The 17817-nt window shown below is 67.6% G+C and carries 19 protein-coding genes and 1 other RNA gene; 9 read left to right on the top strand and 11 right to left on the bottom strand.

The genetic code is table 11. The features are described 5' to 3' along the window. Positions 1–163: 163 nt before the first annotated feature. The 3 genes from ACQG3P_RS14720 (at position 164) to ACQG3P_RS14710 (ending at position 2788) form a co-directional block, all read left to right on the top strand. Positions 164–772, top strand: a complete 609-nt coding sequence (locus tag ACQG3P_RS14720) for an IMPACT family protein (RefSeq protein WP_184123965.1) — start codon at positions 164–166, stop codon at positions 770–772. Then, positions 765–2531 (top strand): ABC transporter transmembrane domain-containing protein, encoded by a 1767-nt coding sequence (locus ACQG3P_RS14715; RefSeq protein WP_426805484.1) that lies wholly within the window; start codon positions 765–767, stop codon positions 2529–2531. The genes ACQG3P_RS14720 and ACQG3P_RS14715 overlap by 8 nt, the downstream gene beginning before the upstream one ends. A gap of 68 nt (positions 2532–2599) precedes the next feature. Then, the gene (locus ACQG3P_RS14710; RefSeq protein ID WP_093534349.1) at positions 2600–2788 is read left to right on the top strand and encodes a hypothetical protein; all 189 of its coding nucleotides are present in this window, start codon (positions 2600–2602) and stop codon (positions 2786–2788) included. Between the two features lie 116 nt (positions 2789–2904). Here the strand turns inward: ACQG3P_RS14710 and ACQG3P_RS14705 are convergent, their stop codons facing one another. The 6 genes from ACQG3P_RS14705 to hrcA all read right to left on the bottom strand — a co-directional run bounded on the left by ACQG3P_RS14705 (position 2905) and on the right by hrcA (position 10049). Next, positions 2905–4017: a prephenate dehydrogenase gene (locus tag ACQG3P_RS14705; protein WP_426805483.1), complete on the bottom strand. Its 1113-nt coding sequence runs from the start codon at positions 4015–4017 to the stop codon at positions 2905–2907. Then, on the bottom strand, positions 4014–4922 hold the full coding sequence (gene pdxY, locus ACQG3P_RS14700; protein WP_093534345.1) for a pyridoxal kinase: 909 nt from the start codon (positions 4920–4922) through the stop codon (positions 4014–4016). The genes ACQG3P_RS14705 and pdxY overlap by 4 nt, the downstream gene beginning before the upstream one ends. A gap of 108 nt (positions 4923–5030) precedes the next feature. Then, complete coding sequence (gene dnaJ / locus ACQG3P_RS14695) at positions 5031–6158, bottom strand: molecular chaperone DnaJ (RefSeq protein WP_068851162.1); 1128 nt, start codon at positions 6156–6158, stop codon at positions 5031–5033. A 160-nt stretch (positions 6159–6318) separates the two neighbouring features. Further along, entirely contained in the window at positions 6319–8253 is a 1935-nt protein-coding gene (gene dnaK, locus ACQG3P_RS14690; protein ID WP_068851160.1) for a molecular chaperone DnaK, read from the bottom strand. 130 nt (positions 8254–8383) lie between these two features. Further along, positions 8384–8899: a nucleotide exchange factor GrpE gene (grpE, locus tag ACQG3P_RS14685; RefSeq protein ID WP_068851157.1), complete on the bottom strand. Its 516-nt coding sequence runs from the start codon at positions 8897–8899 to the stop codon at positions 8384–8386. Positions 8900–8981: 82 nt separating this feature from the next. After that, the gene (gene hrcA / locus ACQG3P_RS14680) at positions 8982–10049 is read right to left on the bottom strand and encodes a heat-inducible transcriptional repressor HrcA (RefSeq protein WP_068851154.1); all 1068 of its coding nucleotides are present in this window, start codon (positions 10047–10049) and stop codon (positions 8982–8984) included. A gap of 92 nt (positions 10050–10141) precedes the next feature. Here hrcA and recN point away from each other — a divergent pair, with 92 nt between their 5' ends. Further along, on the top strand, positions 10142–11806 hold the full coding sequence (gene recN / locus ACQG3P_RS14675) for a DNA repair protein RecN (protein WP_306989022.1): 1665 nt from the start codon (positions 10142–10144) through the stop codon (positions 11804–11806). A gap of 45 nt (positions 11807–11851) precedes the next feature. On the opposite strand, the gene ACQG3P_RS14670 is transcribed toward recN, so the two are convergent. Next, on the bottom strand, positions 11852–12769 hold the full coding sequence (locus ACQG3P_RS14670; protein WP_426805482.1) for a LysR family transcriptional regulator: 918 nt from the start codon (positions 12767–12769) through the stop codon (positions 11852–11854). 96 nt (positions 12770–12865) lie between these two features. Between ACQG3P_RS14670 and ACQG3P_RS14665 the strand changes: the two genes are divergently transcribed. Next, positions 12866–14098 (top strand): SGNH/GDSL hydrolase family protein, encoded by a 1233-nt coding sequence (locus ACQG3P_RS14665; RefSeq protein WP_426805481.1) that lies wholly within the window; start codon positions 12866–12868, stop codon positions 14096–14098. 78 nt (positions 14099–14176) lie between these two features. Here ACQG3P_RS14665 and fur read toward each other — a convergent pair whose 3' ends face one another. Next, positions 14177–14593 carry a ferric iron uptake transcriptional regulator gene (fur, locus tag ACQG3P_RS14660; RefSeq protein ID WP_068851145.1) on the bottom strand — a complete coding sequence of 139 codons (417 nt, stop codon included), beginning with the start codon at positions 14591–14593 and terminating at the stop codon, positions 14177–14179. A gap of 104 nt (positions 14594–14697) precedes the next feature. On the opposite strand from fur, the gene ACQG3P_RS14655 reads away from it, so the two are divergent. Then, positions 14698–15093: an outer membrane protein assembly factor BamE gene (locus ACQG3P_RS14655; RefSeq protein ID WP_068851142.1), complete on the top strand. Its 396-nt coding sequence runs from the start codon at positions 14698–14700 to the stop codon at positions 15091–15093. Between the two features lie 50 nt (positions 15094–15143). Here the strand turns inward: ACQG3P_RS14655 and ACQG3P_RS14650 are convergent, their stop codons facing one another. After that, positions 15144–15401 (bottom strand): RnfH family protein, encoded by a 258-nt coding sequence (locus tag ACQG3P_RS14650; RefSeq protein WP_426805480.1) that lies wholly within the window; start codon positions 15399–15401, stop codon positions 15144–15146. Positions 15402–15404: 3 nt separating this feature from the next. Beyond that, the gene (locus tag ACQG3P_RS14645; protein WP_068851136.1) at positions 15405–15833 is read right to left on the bottom strand and encodes a type II toxin-antitoxin system RatA family toxin; all 429 of its coding nucleotides are present in this window, start codon (positions 15831–15833) and stop codon (positions 15405–15407) included. Between the two features lie 56 nt (positions 15834–15889). Here ACQG3P_RS14645 and smpB point away from each other — a divergent pair, with 56 nt between their 5' ends. The 3 genes from smpB to ssrA all read left to right on the top strand — a co-directional run bounded on the left by smpB (position 15890) and on the right by ssrA (position 17323). Then, positions 15890–16393, top strand: a complete 504-nt coding sequence (gene smpB, locus ACQG3P_RS14640) for an SsrA-binding protein SmpB (RefSeq protein ID WP_068851133.1) — start codon at positions 15890–15892, stop codon at positions 16391–16393. Positions 16394–16462: 69 nt separating this feature from the next. Next, positions 16463–16819: a hypothetical protein gene (locus ACQG3P_RS14635; protein WP_184123990.1), complete on the top strand. Its 357-nt coding sequence runs from the start codon at positions 16463–16465 to the stop codon at positions 16817–16819. Between the two features lie 111 nt (positions 16820–16930). Further along, positions 16931–17323: a transfer-messenger RNA gene (ssrA, locus tag ACQG3P_RS14630) on the top strand. 67 nt (positions 17324–17390) lie between these two features. On the opposite strand, the gene ACQG3P_RS14625 is transcribed toward ssrA, so the two are convergent. Then, positions 17391–17702, bottom strand: a complete 312-nt coding sequence (locus tag ACQG3P_RS14625; RefSeq protein ID WP_095364192.1) for a hypothetical protein — start codon at positions 17700–17702, stop codon at positions 17391–17393. Positions 17703–17817: the final 115 nt, after the last annotated feature.

Genomic DNA, 17817 nt, shown 5'->3' with positions numbered 1-17817 from the left:
TCGTTGCCCCGCCGGCAGTGGATCAAGCGCATCCGCGAGCGCCGCGACGACCGCGACCTGGATACCGCGCGGGCCAGCCTGGAGCGTTACCTGCAGCAGTATCCGGAAGCGCGTATTCCCGAGGATCTGCGCGAGCTGCTCGACCCCCACTAGAATGGCGGGGATGCCCGATACACTCGCCACCGCCGTCAACCACAGCCTGGAAATCAAACACAGCCGTTTCGTCGCACATGCCGCGCCGATCGGCTCTGCCGAAGACGCACTGGCGTTCCTGCAGCAGGTCGCGGTGCCCGATGCCACGCACAACTGCTGGGCTTACCGGCACGGCAACGAGTACCGGTCCAGCGACGACGGGGAACCGGCCGGCACCGCCGGCCGCCCGATCCTGGCGGCGATCGACGGCCAGGGCTTTGATCGCGTCATGGTGGTGGTGATCCGCTGGTACGGCGGCATCAAGCTGGGCGCGGGCGGGCTGGTGCGGGCCTATGGCGGCACTGCCGCCGAGTGCCTGCGCACCGCGCCACGGCTACCGCTGGTGGCGCTGGCCGAGTTGACCGTGCAGGCCGCGTTCGAGGACCTGGGCGCGCTGCATGCCGCCCTGGCAGCGCACCTGGCCGAAAAACTGGACGAAACGTTCACCGCCTCGGGCGTGGAACTGCACGTCCGCCTTCCCGCCGATCAGGCCGACCCGTTGAAAACCCGCCTGCGCGACGCCACCCGTGATCGTATCCGCGTGCATCCGCGCACCGAACCAGGCCTTGTCCATGACTGAACCCTCTTCCGCACCGGAACCGGCGCTGCGCCGCCTTGGCAGCCTGGGCACGCTGTGGCCGTTCGTGCGCCGGCACGGTGGGCTGTTCTCGGCCTGGCTGGTGGCGCTTGCCGTCTCTTCCACCGCCACGCTGAGCCTGCCCCCGGCGGTGAAGCTGATGATCGACCACGGGTTCAGCGGCAACGGGCAGATCAACCGCGCGTTCGCCCTGCTGTTGCTGGTGGCGGTGGTGCTGGGGCTGGCCACGGCCGCGCGCTTCTTCTTCGTTTCGCTGCTGGGCGAGAAGGTGGTGGCCGACCTGCGCAGCCGCCTGTATGCGCACCTGATCTCACTGGGCGCCGGCTTCCACGACCGCAGCCGCAGCGGCGAGCTGGTCTCGCGGCTGACCGCCGACAGCGAGCTGCTGCGCAGCGTGATTGGTTCCACCATGTCGGTCGCGCTGCGCAGCAGCGTCACCGTGGTCGGCAGCCTGGTGATGCTGTTCGTGACCAGCCCGCGCCTGGCTGCATGGTCGCTGGTCGGCATTCCGCTGGCGGTGCTGCCGATCGTCATCGGGGCGCGGCGCGTGCGCGGCATTTCGCGCGCCAGCCAAGACCGCATCGCCGATGCCAACAGCCTGGCCGCCGAAACGCTGGGCGCGGTGCGCACGGTGCAGGCGCACGCGCGCGAACCGTATGAACGCAACCGTTTCAATGAAGCACTGGCCGAATCGATCCGCGCCGCGCGGCGCCGCATCGGCGCGCAGTCGCTGGTGACGGCCACCGCCATCGTGCTGGTGTTCGGTGCCATCGTGGGCGTGCTGTGGCTGGGTGCGCATGACGTCAACGACGGCCGGATGACGGCCGGCACCCTGGGCCAGTTCGTGCTGTACGCGCTGATCGGCGGTGGCTCGGTCGGTGCGCTGGCCGAAGTGTGGAATGAACTGCAGCGCGCGTCCGGCGGCATGGGGCGCATCGCCGAGCTGCTGCACGAAAACATCGAAATCACCGCACCGACCGACCCGCTGCCGCTGCCCACCCCGCTGCGCGGCGAGATCCGCTTCCAGGACGTGGTCTTCCACTATCCGCAGCGCCCGGACACCGCGGCACTGGCCCATTTCGACCTGCATGTGCGCCCGGGCGAAACCGTGGCGCTGGTCGGGCCCTCGGGCGCCGGCAAGAGCACGGTGTTGTCGATGCTGCTGCGCTTCCATGATCCTGCCGCCGGCAGCGTGCTGGTGGATGGCGTGGACGTGCGCCGCGTCGATCCGGCGCAGCTGCGCGCACAGATGGCGCTGGTGCCGCAGCAGCCCACGCTGTTTGCCAGCAGCGCGCTGGAGAACATCCGCTACGGCCGGCTGGAAGCCAGCAACGAGGAAGTGCAGCGTGCCGCGGAAGCGGCCGAAGCGGATGAGTTCCTGCAGGCGCTGCCCGACGGCTACCTGAGCGAGCTGGGCGAGCGCGGTGCGCGCCTGTCCGGCGGCCAGCAGCAGCGCATCGCGATCGCGCGTGCGCTGCTCAAGGACGCGCCGATCCTGTTGCTGGACGAGGCCACCAGCGCGCTGGATGCGCAAAGCGAACGTGCGGTGCAGCAGGCGCTGGAGCGGCTGATGGCGGGGCGCACCACGCTGGTGATTGCGCACCGGCTGGCCACGGTGCTCAAGGCCGACCGCATCGTGGTCATGGACCACGGGCGGATCGTGGCGCAGGGCACCCACGCCGAGCTGCTGGCCGAAGGTGGACTGTACGCTGAACTGGCCAAGCTGCAGTTCATCGATTGATGACGCATCGATAACGCGGCAGGTTGCATGGTGGCAGCGCCCCATGAACCTGCTGCAGGAGGTGTCTGATGTCGTTCCGTCAGTTTCCCGCGATCGATGCCAACGGCGAAGACCATGTGGTCATCGAATTCAAGGACGAGGCCGGCGATACCGCTGCCGACCCGCACGTCCGTTACGAATTGGCCGATGGCCGTCACCTGGTGCGTGAGGGTCGGGTGTTCCGGACCAGCGGTGGCGAGCTCACCCTGACCATCTGACTGGTCAATTATTCGCCACCCATCTTGACAGCGTTGCCCCACGGGGGCTGCGCACGGTTATCCACATGCTTGTCCGCATTTCATCCACACCCCCTGTGGATGAATGCGACAGGCTGTCAGCGCGGCAGCACCCGCCCGATGCCGCTGGCGTCGATTTCCACCGCCGCCCGCTGCAGCGCATCGAGGTCACTGCCAGCCACGAATCCCATCCGGAAATGCACCTCGCCGCCTGGCGTGCGCGAGGAGTGGATGGAGGCCAGGCTGACCCCATGCCGTTCGAACACATGCAGCAGCTCACGCAATGAACCGGGACGATCCTCCGGCAGGTGCACGCTGATCGCGTTGCGCTCGGTCAGGTCGGCCAGCAGGTAGCCCACGCGTTCGAAGGTGTAATTGCCTGCCTGCAGCAGCGCCTTGCCCTGATGCTCGCGGTTGTCCTGCAGCAGCTGCTCACGGAACGCGGCGCGCGCGGCATCATCGCCCTGCTCCACCTGGCTGCGCAGGGCCTGCAACTGGCCCAGCAGGCGGTCCAGCATCGGCGCCACATGCGGGTTGCCGAACTGGATGTCTTCGTAGATGACGGGGTTGAGCGAGAGGATGCGCGCGATGATCGCGGTATCCAGTTCGAACGAGGCCGACCGGTACGGCATCAGCTCCGACAGCGGCCCGAGCAGCGGCGCGTATTCGCGCAGCACCCCTGCCTGGGCCAGGTGGGTGGCATGCACCATGGCCTGCACCAGCGCCATCACCTGGTCGTGGTGTTCGGGCGTGGCGCGCACGCACTCGGCTTCCAGCGCCGCGCACAGCCCGCTTACCCACGGCTGCCACTGCGACAAGCGCGCTTCGCACACCACCATCACCCTGCCCTTCAGCGTGGGTGCCTTGGGCGGTGCGGTCATCGGGTGCAGCCCGACCACCTCGGCCCGTGAGGCCAGCATCGCAGCCACCGGCTCGCTCTTCACCGAGGTCACATCCAGCCACAGCCGGCCGGCTTCGCGGCCGGCCGAACGCCTCACGTAATCGGCAATCAAGGCGGGCGTGTGCCGGATCGGCGCGGAGAACACCAGCACGTCCGCGCGCTCCAGCAGTGTTTCGGGATCGTCCGACTGCGGATCGGCCGGATCATGCCCGATCACCTCAAGCCCCAGGCGCTGCTCGAGGAACGTGCGCAGCCAGCGCCCATACGCGCCGGCGCTGCCGACGATGCCGACAACCGGGCGCAGGCTCACGCCAGCCGCTCGGCGCGGAAGCGGTGCGGCTGCGCCAGCGCGGCCGGTGCGGCGGCCAGCACGTCGAATTCTTCGTGGTCGTTGGCCAGGGTGGCCTCCAGCGCGGCGTGTACGCCCGAGATCGACCGCGACAGCGCCTGCTCGAAGCGCTCACCGCGCAGCAGGAACGCCACCAGCAGCGACATCAGCACGTCGCCGGTGCCGGCCACGTCCACCGGCAGGTGCGGCGAGGACCAGCGCCAGATCGCATCGCGGCTGACCGCCAGCGTGACCAGCTCACCCGGGTCGCCGCCGACGCTGTGCGCCAGCACCCATTCCGGCCCGCGTGCCAGCAGCGCCTGCGCGGCGGCAATCGCATCGGCCTCGGCCAGGCTGGGCAGGCCGGTCAGCCGGCCCAGCTCGAACGCATTCGGGGTGACCAGCCAGGCATGCGGCAGCAGGCGCTCGGCGAAGATGGTTTCCAGGCCCGGCTCCACGTAAGGACCGGTGTGGGTATCGCCGATCACCGGGTCCAGGCAGTAGCGCAGCTGCGGCGACGCCGGCAGCACCGTGTCCAGCCAGTCGGCGAACGCCGCGCCATTGCCGACGCTGCCGAAGTAACCGGACACCAGCATCTTCGCGCGCGCCGGCAGGCCGCGCTCGCTGGCGCCCAACAGCAGGTCGGCGAACCAGTCGGCCGGCAGCACGCGGCCGCGCGTGGTCGGATAGAACGGCGCATTGCTCAGCAGCGTGGTCGGCACTTCGGCCACGCGCACGCCCAGCGCACGCAGCGGCGGCACCGCCGCGCTGTTGCCGGCGTGGCCGTAGACCAGCTGCGACTGGACCGAGATGACGTCGACCGGCGACGGACCGTCCGGGCGCTGGCGGCGCCCATGGACCAGATGGCTTTCGAGGGTATCGTTCATGGCCCATTTTAGAGCGTACCGATCAACGGCCGGTACCTGCCCGCTGAATCGCAGGCACAAAAAAGCCGGGACGTGCCCGGCGTTTTCGTTACCGATGGAACCAACCGCTTACGAGGTCATGCGATCCCAGAAGCCCTTCACACCATCGATGAAGGTCGCCGACTTCGGCGAGTGCTTGCGCGCTTCTTCGCCGGTGAAGGTGGTTTCGAACTGTTCCAGCAGCTTGCGCTGCTCGGCGGTCAGGTTGACCGGGGTTTCCACCACCACGCGGCAGTACAGGTCGCCTTCGCTGCGGCTGCGCACCGAACGCACGCCCTTGCCGCGCAGGCGGAACAGCTTGCCGGTCTGGGTTTCGGCCGGGATGCGGATTTCCGCATAGCCGCCCAGGGTGGCCACGCGCACGGTGTCGCCCAGCGCGGCCTGCGAAATGCGGATCGGCACTTCGCAGTGCAGGTCGTCGCCATCGCGCTGGAAGATGGCGTGCTCGCGCACCCGCACTTCCACGTACAGGTCGCCCGGCGGCGTGCCGGCCGGACCGGCCTCACCCTCGCCCGCCAGGCGGATGCGGTCGCCGGTGTCGACGCCCGCGGGCACCTTGACCGACAACACCTTGTCTTCCTCTACCCGGCCATTGCCGTGGCAGGTCTTGCAGGGGTTCTGGATGATCTGGCCGCGGCCGTTGCAGTTATGGCAGGCCTGCTGCATGGCGAAGATGCCACGCTGGATCCGCACCTGGCCCTGCCCACGGCACACGCTGCAGGTTTCGACCTTGCCATCGTCCGAGCCGCTGCCGTGGCAGTCGTCGCACTCGGCCAGGGTCGGAATCTCGATGCGGCGCTCGATGCCACGCACCGCTTCTTCCAGGTCCAGCTCCATCACGTAGCCGATGTCGGCACCGCGACGTGCCTGGCGCGGACCGCCGCCGGCACCGCCAAAGATGTTGCCGAAGATGTCGCCGAAGATGTCGCCCATGTCCGGGCCACCCGGGCCGCCGCCACCGCCCATGCCGTGCTCGAAGGCCGCGTGGCCGTGTGCATCGTACATGCGACGCTTGTTGGCATCGGACAGGGTTTCGTAGGCTTCCTTGCACTCCTTGAAGGCCGCTTCGGCGGCGCTGTCGCCGGGGTTGCGGTCAGGGTGGTGCTTCATCGCGCAACGGCGATACGCCTTCTTCAGTTCTTCTTCGGTCGCCGTGCGGGTAACACCCAGCACTTCGTAGTAATCGCGCTTGCTCATGGTGTGAATCAGTATCCGGAAGTCGGGATTCGTCAAAGCGGAAGAGCGGAACCAGGTCCGCTCTTTCGTTGGGCGCCCCGGCACACCGGGGTACGGCGGTCAGGACCCAGTGGAATGACAACGGGACGTTGCCTGCGCAACGTCCCGCGTCGTGTCCGGATCAGGACTTCTTGTCGTCCTTGACTTCGGTGAACTCGGCGTCGACCACATCGTCGTGCGCGCCGCCATTGTTGCCGGCGCCGGCATCGGCACCCGGTGCGGCACCGCCCTGCTCGGCCGCGGCCGATGCAGCGAACAGCGACTGGCCGGCTTCTTCCAGCACCTTCGACTTGGCTTCGATCTGGGCCTTGTCGTCACCCTTCATCGCGGTTTCCAGGTCGGCCAGGGCCGATTCGACCTTGCCGATGACATCGCCACCGACCTTGCTGCCGTGTTCGTTGATCGCGGTACGGGTACCGTGGATCAGCGCGTCGGCCTGGTTGCGGGCCTGGACCAGCTCGTGGAACTTCTTGTCTTCTTCGCGGTTGGCTTCCGCGTCGGCGACCATGCGCGCGATCTCGTCCTCGGACAGACCCGAACCGGCCTTGATCTCGACCTTCTGTTCCTTGTTGGTCTTCTTGTCCTTGGCCGACACGTGCAGGATGCCGTTGGCGTCGATGTCGAAGGACACTTCCACCTGCGGCAGGCCGCGCGGGGCCGGCTCGATGCCGGAGAGGTCGAACTTGGCCAGCGACTTGTTGTAGCGGGCCTGTTCGCGCTCACCCTGCAGCACGTGCACGGTCACGGCCGACTGGTTGTCCTCGGCGGTGGAGAACACCTGCGAGGCCTTGGTCGGGATGGTGGTGTTCTTCTCGATGATCTTGGTGAACACACCGCCCATGGTTTCGATGCCCAGCGACAGCGGGGTCACGTCCAGCAGCAGCACGTCCTTGACGTCGCCGCCAAGCACGCCGCCCTGGATCGCCGCACCCAGTGCCACGGCTTCGTCCGGGTTGACGTCCTTGCGCGGTTCCTTGCCGAAGAACTCGGTCACGGCCTGCTGCACCTTCGGCATGCGGGTCTGGCCGCCGACCAGGATCACTTCGCTGATGTCGCTCGAACGCAGGCCGGCATCGTTCAGGGCGATGCGGCACGGCTCGATCGACTTCTTGATCAGGTCTTCCACCAGCGCTTCCAGCTTGGCGCGGGTCAGCTTGATGTTCAGGTGCTTCGGACCGGAGGCATCGGCGGTGACGTACGGCAGGTTCACTTCGGTCTGCTGGCTGGTCGACAGCTCGATCTTGGCGCGCTCGGCAGCATCCTTCAGGCGCTGCAGGGCGAGCGGATCCTTGCGCAGGTCGATGCCCTGGTCCTTGTTGAACTCGTCCACCAGGTATTCGATGACGCGGTTGTCGAAGTCTTCGCCGCCCAGGAAGGTGTCGCCGTTGGTGGCCAGCACTTCGAACTGCTTCTCACCGTCGACGTTGGCGATTTCGATGATCGACACGTCGAAGGTGCCGCCGCCCAGGTCGTACACCACGATCTTGCGGTCCTTGCCGTCACCCTTGTCCAGGCCATAGGCCAGGGCAGCAGCGGTCGGCTCGTTGATGATGCGCTTGACTTCCAGGCCCGCGATGCGGCCGGCGTCCTTGGTCGCCTGGCGCTGGCTGTCGTTGAAGTAGGCCGGCACGGTGATCACGGCCTCGGTGACGGTCTCACCCAGGAACGCTTCGGCGGTCTTCTTCATCTTCTCCAGCACGCGCGCGGAGATTTCCTGCGGCGCCATCTTCTTGGCATCGCTGGTCTGCACCCAGGCGTCGCCGTTGTCGTGGGCCAGGATGCCGTAAGGCACGTGCGCGATGTCCTTCTGGACTTCAGCGTCGGTGAACTTGCGGCCGATCAGGCGCTTGACGGCGTAGAAGGTGTTCTTCGGGTTGGTGACGGCCTGGCGCTTGGCCGAGGCGCCGACCAGCACTTCGCCATCCTTGGTGTAGGCGACGATGGACGGCGTGGTGCGATCGCCTTCCGCGTTTTCGATGACGCGGGCCTTGCCGCCGTCCATGATCGCCACACACGAGTTGGTGGTGCCGAGGTCGATACCAATGATCTTGCCCATGAGGGAGACTCCTGAAAATTTGGGGAACATCCGGCAGCTGCCGGGTTATGAATGGGATGTGTGGGACGCTGCTGACACTTTCAACCCATCCATCGAACGCTGTGTCCGATGGCGGCCAAACGCGTTCAGGTCAGTCCCGGGCGACCACGACCAGGGCCGGCCGCAGCAGGCGATCGTTGAGCAGGTAGCCCTTCTGGAACACCTGGACCACGCTGCCCGGCGCCGCGCCGGGGGCGTCGACCTGGCTGATGGCCTGGTGATGTTCCGGGTTGAAGGTCTGGCCGGTGGGGTCCAGCAGGGTCAGACCGTTGTCGGCGGCGACCTTGAGCAGCTGCTTGTAGGTCAGCTCCAGGCCTTCGCGCAGCGGGCTGGGTTCGGCGCCGGCGGCATTGAGCCCGGCGTCCAGGCTGTCGAACACCGGCAGCAGCTCGCCCAGCAGCTTCTCGTTGGCGAAGCGGCGCGCCTGTTCAACGTCACGGGCCACGCGCTTGCGCTGGTTGTCCAGGTCGGCGCGCTCACGCAGCGACTCGGACCGGAGCAGCGCCACTTCGTTATGCAGGGCGTCGAGCTGCTGCTGCAGGGTATCGCCCGTGGCGGCGTCGCCGGCCGGGGTCTGGGATGCGATATCAGGCTGATCTTGGTTCATTTCCGGATCCTTGGCGGTGACTCTCCGCCTCCACCCACCCCTATGTGGGCGGCCGGACCCGATTCAAGAGCTGGGGGCGTGTTTAGGTGCGATCCCGGGACAATCCGCCGCCGGCCGGGGCATCCAGGGCCGCACCGAGCACCTGGGCGGTGGCCTCCACCAGCGGAATCATGCGGTCGTAGGCCATCCGCTTGGGCCCGATCACCCCCAGCACGCCCAGCACCTGGCCGCCGGCCGAGTACGGCGCGGTCACCAGCGAGACGTTCTCCAGCGGCATCACTCCGGTTTCCTCGCCGATGAAGATGCGCACGCCCGGGGCCTGGATGGTGCGCTCCAGCAGCTGCAGGATCTCGCGTTTGCTGGCGAACAGGTCGAACAGCTCGCGCAGGCGGTCCAGGTCGGACAGGTCCTGCACCCCCATCAGCCGGGTCTGCCCGGCCAGCACCATGTCGTCGGCCGGCGGCGCCATTGCCTGTTCGGCCAGCTCCACGCTGTGGGCCAGCAGCTGCTCCATTTCCGTGCGCGCCTGGCGCAGCTCCACCAGCAGGGTGGCGCGGATCTCGGCCAACGGGCGGCCGGCGCAATGGGCATTGAGGTAGTTGGCCACCTTCTCCAGCTCGGCCGGCTCCCAGCTGCGTTTGGGCTCGATCACCCGGTTCTGCACCTCGTTGTCGGCGAATACGAGGATGGCCAGCACCCGGCGCGCATCCAACGCCACGAAATCGATGTGGCGGAACGCGAACTGTTCGCGCCGCGGCGCGCCGACCACGCCGACGAAATGGCTCATCGCCGAAAGCAGCTCCGAGGCACTGCCGAGCAGCGCCTGGGTGCCCGCCCCGGTGGACAGCTCGCTGCGCAGGCGGCTCAGCTCGCTTTCGCCGGGCGGCTGCATCTTGACCAGGCTGTCGACGAACACCCGGTAGCCGTGCGCGGTGGGCACCCGCCCGGCCGAGACGTGCGCCGAGCTGAGCAGGCCCAGGTCTTCCAGGTCACCCAGGATGTTGCGGATGGTGGCCGGGCTGACGTCCAACCCGGCCAGCCGCGCCAGCGTCTGCGAGCCGACCGGCTCGCCGTCCTGGATGTGGCGCGCGATCAGCGTCCGCAGCAGATGGCGGGCGCGCGGCGCAAGATGGGGCGCGGAAGGGTGCATGGAATCAACCTGTGAGACGCGACGTTGGATAATGGCAGGAACACTGCCTGCCCCACCCATGCTAGCGTTGCGCGGCTCAAGAACCCAATACCATGCTCAGACATCTATCGATCAAGGATTTTGCCGTTGTCCGCGCCACCGAACTGGAATTCGGCGCAGGCATGACCGTGGTTTCCGGCGAGACGGGCGCAGGCAAGTCACTGATGGTCGACGCGCTGGGCTTCCTGTCCGGGCTGCGCGCCGACAGCGGCGTGGTCCGCCACGGCGCGGCGCGCGCGGAGCTGTCTGCCGAGTTCGCGCCGGGCGAACACGCCCCGGCCCGGCAATGGCTGCGCGACAACGAACTGGATGACGAGGAGCAGTGCCAGTTGCGCCGGATCATCCGTGCCGACGGCGGCTCGCGCGCCTGGATCAACGGCCGCCCGGTGACCCTGTCCCAGCTCACCGAGCTGGCCGGCATGCTGGTGGAAATCCACGGCCAGCACGAACAGCAGGCGCTGCTGGCACGGCCCTCGCAGCTGGCGCTGCTGGACGCCTACGCCCGCAACGAGGCCGAGCGCGTCCAGGTGCGCCAGGCGGCTGGCCGTTGGCAGGCCCTGGTCGACGAAGCCGAGTCGCTGTCGCGACAGGGCGATGTCAGCGACCGCATCGGCTTCCTGGAACACCAGCTGGGCGAACTGCAGCGCGAAGACCTGGAGCCGGCCTCGATCGCCGCCCTGGGCAGCAGCCACCGCCGCCAGGCCCACGCCGGGGCGCTGGTCAGCGCCTGCGACGTAGCCGCCGCCCGGCTCAATGGCGACGATGAGGTGTCGGTGCTGCAGCTGCTGCAGCAGACCCGGCATGACCTGGCCCGCGTGGCCGAACACGACACCCGCCTGGGCGAGGTGGACGCGCTGCTGGACAGCGCGGTCATCCAGCTGCACGAAGCGCTGGCCCTGCTCGACCGGGTCCACGACGACCTCGATGCCGATCCGGAGCAGTTCGAGGACATCGAACGCCGCCTCGGCCGCCTGCACGACCTGGCGCGCAAGCACCGCGTGCCGATGGAAGGCCTGGCCGAACACCGCGATGCGATGGAAGCCGAAGTCGAGCAGCTGCGCGGTGCCGATACCCGCCTGCAGGCGCTGGCCGGCGAGATCGACCGCGCGGCCGCGCAATGGCAGGCCGTGGCGGCCACGCTCAGTGCCAGCCGCGCCACCGCGGCCAAGGCGCTGTCGGAGACCACCACCACGCTGATCGGCGAGCTGGGCATGGGCGGGGGCCAGTTCCTGATCGAGATCGAACCGCACGCGGCCGCCAGGCCGGACCCGAACGGCGCCGAGCGCGTTGAATTCCTGGTGGCCGCCAACGCCGGCCAGCCGCCGCGCGCCCTGCGCAAGGTGGCCTCGGGCGGCGAACTCTCACGCATCTCGCTGGCCATTGAAGTGGCCGCACTGGGCCTGGATGCGGTGCCGACCATGGTGTTCGACGAAGTCGATTCCGGCATCGGCGGCGCGGTGGCCGATATTGTCGGCCAGAAGCTGCGCGCGCTCGGCGAGAAACGGCAGGTGTTGTGCGTTACCCACCTGCCGCAGGTCGCCTCCAAGGGCCACGCCCATTACCGGGTCAGCAAGGCACCGGTGGAAGGCATGACCCAGAGCGCGGTGGAGAAGCTGGATGCCAAGGCCCGCGAGGAAGAGCTGGCGCGCATGCTTGGCGGCGTGGAAGTCAGCAAGGAAGCCCGCGCGGCCGCGCGCAAACTCCTGCAGGAGACCTGACGGCGTACCCACCAACGGTGGGTCCCTGCCCATGGCGTGACCGGGTTACGCCAACGGCTTGGCCAGGTCCACCTGTTCCACCAGGAAATCCAGGAACGCCCGCACCCGCAAGGGCAGGTAACCGCCCTGCCCGACGAACACCGCGTGCACATCTTCCAGGTCGCCCGGGTTGGCCTGTTCCAGTACCGGCAGCAGCCGCCCGGCGGCGACATCGGCCTGCACCTGGAACGCGGCCAGCCGCGCAATACCCGCGCCGCCCAGCACCAGCCGCCGCAACGCCTCGCCATCGCTGGCACGTGCGTTGCCGCCGGTCGGCACCGTCAGCACCTGCCCGTGTTCGCGCACCGGCCAGCCGGTCTGCGCACGTGCATGACCGATATCCAGCCGGTTGTGCGCCAACAGCGCCGCCGCATCGCCGGGCAGTCCATGCCTGGCTGCGTATGCCGGCGCCGCCACGATCATCATCCGGGTACTGCCCAGCCGCCGCGCAACCAGGCTGGAGCTCTTCAACGGGCCGGCCCGTACCGCCACATCGGTACGCTGCTCCAGCAGGTCGATCACCTCATCGGTCAGCATGAGGTCCACCCCCACCTGCGGGTGCCGCTCCAGGAAGGCCGGCAGCAGCGGCAGCAGGAAATGGTGGGCGAACGGCACGTTGCTGTTCACCCGCAGCCGCCCGCGCGGTTCGGCATGCGCGCTGGCGCAGCGCTCGGCCTCGTCCAGGTCGGCCAGCACGCGCAGGCCACGCTCATAGAACGCGCAGCCTTCCGGGGTCAGCTGCAGCTGGCGGGTGGAGCGCTGCAGCAGGCGCGTGCCCAGCCGTTGTTCCAGCCGCGCTACCAGCTTGCTGATTGCCGAAGGACTCATGTCCAGCGCGCGGGCCGCCGCCGAGAAACTGCCGGCTTCGATCACCCGCACGAAGATCTCCAGCTGGCCGGAGCGATTGATGTCGGGTGCGGGCATGGGATGAATTCAGTTCACAGATGATTGTCCATGGGCAGTCTATTTCACAGATGGTCTGCCGCGCACCATGGCCGCCTCTTCCACGGGATGGCCCGCATGAACCGCTTGATCCGCTTTGCCACCGGCACGCTGCTCACCATTTCAGCTGCGACGTCCGCCGCCGCGTCTGCTGCCCCGGCGCCGCCGCACTGGGTTGCGAGCTGGCAGGCCAGCCCGCAGCCGGTCTGGGGCGCCGACTTCCTGTTTCCGACCGGTATCCCGCAGCTGCTGGACAACCAGACCTTCCGCCAGACCGCGCGGATCAGCCTGGGCGGGCCGAGGCTGCGCGTGCGCTTGAGCAATGCCTACGGCACCACGCCCCTGCGGATCGACGCAGTCAGCGTGGCCGGCAGCGCCGGGGCAGCGCCGGTAACGCTGTCGTTTGACGGACACCCGGGCACGGACATCCCGCCCGGCCAGGACCGTCTGAGCGACCCGCTTGCCCTGCCCATTGCCGCCCAGCAGGCCGTGCAGGTCGACGTGTACGTAGCGGGTCCCACGCCGCTGCAGACCTTCCACTGGGATGGGCGCCAGACCAGTGCGATCGCCCCGGGCGACCAGACCGGCCGCGTTGCGCTGCGCGGCAGCACCCCCACCACCGCGCGGCTGTTCCTGACCGGGATCGAAGTGGAGGCGCCGGCGGCGGCGCGCGCCGTGGTGGTGATCGGCGATTCAATCACCGACGGCGCCACCGCCAGTCTCGACCGCGACCAGCGCTGGACCGACCACCTGGCTGCCCGGCTCGCGCCGCAGGGGATGGCAGTGGTCAACGCTGGCATTTCCGGCGGGCGGCTGCTGCGTGACGGGATGGGCGACTCGGCGCTGGCCCGGTTCCAGCGCGACGTGCTGGGCGTACCCGGCGTGGCCAGCGTGGTGGTGCTGGTCGGCATCAATGACATCAGCTGGCCCGGCACCGCCTTCGCCCGCGAGCAGCCGCGACCGTCGCTGGCTGAACTCCAGGCCGGCTACCGCCAGCTGGTCGAACGCGCGCATGCCCACGGCGTGCGGATCATCGGCGCCACCCTGACCCCGTTTGCCGGGGCGCTGCCGGGCACCCCGCTGGACGACTATTACGTCGCGGACAAGGACGCCCTGCGCCAGCAGCTCAATACCTGGCTGCGCGGGGAGGCCCCGTTCGATGCCGTGATCGACCTGGACGCCGCCCTGCGCGATCCGGCCGACCCGGCCCGGCTGGCACCCGCGTTCGACTCCGGCGACCACCTGCACCCGGGCGATGCCGGCAACCGGGCGATGGCCGAGGCGGTGGACCTGGCGGTGTTCGGGCAATAAAAAACCCGGGGGCGGCCCGGGTTTTCTTTAAAAGTCTACCGACCAACGGTCGGTAGCTACCGTGCGTGTAACCTGCGGTTACTTGCGTTTCTTGCGCACGTAGAGCACCAGCGAGTGCTCTTCCAGCTCGTAACCGTGGTCGGCGGCGATCTTGCGCTGAAGTTCTTCGATCTCGTGGCTTTCGAACTCGATGATCTTGCCCGAGTCCACGTCCACCATATGGTCGTGGTGGCCGCCCCGGTCCAGTTCGTAAACGGCCTGGCCGCCTTCGAAATTGTGCTTCAGCACCAGGCCGGCGGCCTCGAACTGGGTCAGCACGCGGTAAACCGTCGCCAGGCCGATCTCGTCACCGTGCTCCAGGAGCTGGCGGTAGATGTCTTCGGCCGTCATGTGGTGCTGGTGCTTCTGGGCGTCGCGCTGCTCAAGCAGGGCAAGGATCCGCATACGCGGATGGGTCACCTTCAGGCCAACTTTGCGCAGGTCGTGGGTTTCCATAAGTCTCCGTTCATTGGCGATTTAGCGCCAGCTGCCTCGGATTGGGTCGCGGCGACACGTTCGGAGTGTATCATCGACTGGATTTCCCAAAACGCCATTCCCCGATGCGCAATCTCCTGCTGGTCGCCGCCGTTGCCCTGTCCACCACGGGCTGCGGCATCATCTATAAGCAACCCATCTATCAGGGCAACCTGATCCGGGAGCAGGCTGTCGGTCAGCTGCAGGTGGGCCAGAGCAAGCAGCAGGTCAACGCGCTGCTCGGCACCCCCTCCATTGACGACCCCTTCCACGCCCAGCGCTGGGACTACACCGCCAGCCAGCGGCTCGACCGCCTCGGCCGCACCGAAGTGAAGAACTTCGTGGTGTTCTTCGAAGGCGACCAGGTCACCCGTTGGGAAGGCGACTACTTCCCCAACAACGATGCCCAGCTGGCCCGGGACCAGGTGCGCCAGTTCGGCCGCAACCTGGCCAAGGACAAGAAGAAGCAGCGCAGCCGCTGATCCGGCGCACCGCCCGGCACTTCACTGACCGGGCGGGTGGCGACGCGGCATCAGCGCGCGCGGGCCCGCTTGCGCCGGTTGTCCTTCGGATCGGCCAGCAGGGGCCGCAGCAATTCCACGCGGTCCCCGTCGTTGAGCACCTGGCTGGCCTTGGCCAGCAGCCCATGCACGGCCACGGCCGGGCAGTCCTCGCTGCCCTCGATGGCGGCGGCGGCAATGGCGTCGGCTACGGTGGCGCCTTCAGCCAGTTCCAGCGGGCGCGACTCGGCCCGGTCGGGCCAGGCCAACACCACTTCCACCCGGATCACGGCTCAGTCCTGCTCGTCGGCGACGCGGACGAAGTCATTGACCATGCGGTCGGCCAGGCCCTGGAAGCCCAGTGCCAGCGCCGGCCCCAACAGGCGTGAGTTGGGTTCGAACTCGAGCGTGAGGGTGACCTTGCAGGCATCTTCGGCCAGCGCATGGAATTCCCAGCGGCCGTGCAGGCGCTTGAACGGGCCATCGCGCAGCTGCATGTCGATGTGGTGCGGGCGCTGGAGGGTGTTTTCGGTCATGAACCAGGTGGAAAACGACCCCAACCCCAGGTCCAGCCGCGCCACCAGCCGGTCCGGACCGGATTCCAGGATCTGCGACGCCGAGCACCACCGGAAACGGTGCGGGTAGGCCTCGATATCATTGACCAGGTCGAACATGCGGGCAGCCGAATGTTCGACCAGGGCACTACGTTTGATGGTTGGCATGCGAAGGCTTGGCTGGCGAATCGACCGCGGGGGCCCGAATCGGAGACAATAGGTAAATGAGCAAGAACAGCGGCAAGGATAAAGCAAAGAACGCGACGGCCAACAAAACCATCGCGCTCAACAAGCGTGCCCGCCACGAATACACCCTCGAGGACCGTTTCGAGGCCGGCCTGGCCCTGCAGGGCTGGGAAGTGAAATCGATCCGCGCCGGGCGCGGCAACATCATCGACGCTTACGCCTACGTCAAAAGCGGCGAGATCTTCCTGATCGGCGCCCAGATCACCCCGTTGATCCAGGCCTCCACCCACGTGGTGGCCAACGACCGCCGCGAGCGCAAGCTGCTGCTCCACCGCAGCGAGATCGACAAGCTGGTCGGCAAGGTCGAACGTGACGGCTACACCATCGTCCCCACGGCGATGTACTGGAGCAAGAACAAGATCAAGCTGGAAGTGGCGCTGGCCAAGGGCAAGCAGACCCACGACAAGCGCGACGCCGAAAAGGACCGCGACTGGGCCCGCGAAAAGCAGCGCACCATGCGCCGCCACAACCGCGACGCCTGAGATCCACCCCATTCGTAGAGCCGGGCCCGGCCCGGCTGCCCTACCCGCCCCAACTGTCCGGAGCACCGCGTGACCCAGGAAATTCCCCAGGAGACCGCCCCGAGCGCGGACCCCATCGCCACGCTGCAGGCCGACGTCGCCGCCTACGAGACCATCTTCGGCGAACTGGCCCGCGCCATGGACCCGGCCGCCCTGCTCAAGGTGCTGACCTACACCCTGCGCAACGCCAAGCGCGTCGCCTCGGAGGCTCAGAGCTACGACTCGCTCGAGCACCGCCGCCTGGTCGCCCGGATCGAGGCCCTGATGGCCCGGGCCGAACCCGAAGCCCGCAAGCAGGCCATGACCCAGCGCAACGCGCAGAACCACGACCGCAAGGTCCGGGCCAAGCACCAGGCCGACAGCAAGCGCCAGCGCGAAGGCCGGTAGATCCGACAGGGCCGTGACGTTTTCAGGTGACTGTTCAGCTGAATCGGAGTAGGATCAGTCCCATCAAGTAACGTCTGGGTCGCCAGACGCCTTGCAGTTCTTGAAGAAACCGGGGGTGCATTGGTTTCGACGGGGGTTGTGAAGTCACTTGGTGCATGCCGAGGGGGCAGCTTTCCTCGTTAATCCAGCAGCAAACTTCTAGTTGCCAACGACGACAACTACGCTCCGGTCGCTCTCGCAGCCTAAAAGCTGTTTGAGTTACCTTCTGCCGACTTAGGCGGAGCCCCGAACCCACTTGTGTCCATGCTCGTCGGTGTAGGGTCATTATCATGGAATCGGTTGCGATGGCTGCCTGTCAGTTGCGACCTAACCTAAAGCAGGCTGATCCTGGGGTGCGTTTCGCACACCGTACTGCCACAGGACGACACCAAACGGTGAGCTAAGCATGTAGAACTGGGGATGGAGTGCCTTCGGACGGCGGTTCAATTCCGCCCACCTCCACCAATGCGGGGTCTGCGAAGACCCTGGAAAGCCGAGAGATCCTTTGGGACTCTCGGCTTTTTTATTGCCTTCAGGGCAGCGTGAACTTCCGCGCCATGCGGGTCGGCCACAGCGACGTGAACTGCGCGCCACCCTCCAGCCGGTAGGCGGCCGACACGCTGTGCAGCACGCCCAGCCGTTCCAGCACATCCTTGGCGCGACGGAAGGCCGGGCGCGGGTCGGCCGTGAACATGAAGAGGTTGATCTCCTTGGCGCTGACGTCATAACCGTCCAGCTTGGCTGCGCTGCCCAGGGCGGTGCCCAGCTCGGCCTCCAGCGTGGCCAGGAAGGCTTCGTCGTCCAGCGACTTTCTCCAGAACTTGATGATCAGCTGGTAATCCATGCGGCGGGCCCGGGGTTGGCGATGGGGACTGCCCAGAGTACCCCCTGTTCCGGCACCCGGGTATTGCTGTCCCGGAACGCCTGCCTCTGTCGGCACGTCACTACAACAATTCCGA

The organism is Stenotrophomonas sp. SrG, assembly GCF_050031795.1.
Lineage (GTDB): Bacteria > Pseudomonadota > Gammaproteobacteria > Xanthomonadales > Xanthomonadaceae > Stenotrophomonas > Stenotrophomonas rhizophila_A.
Note: the sequence above shows the minus strand (reverse complement) of the source record. Positions and strands in the feature narration are given on the sequence as shown.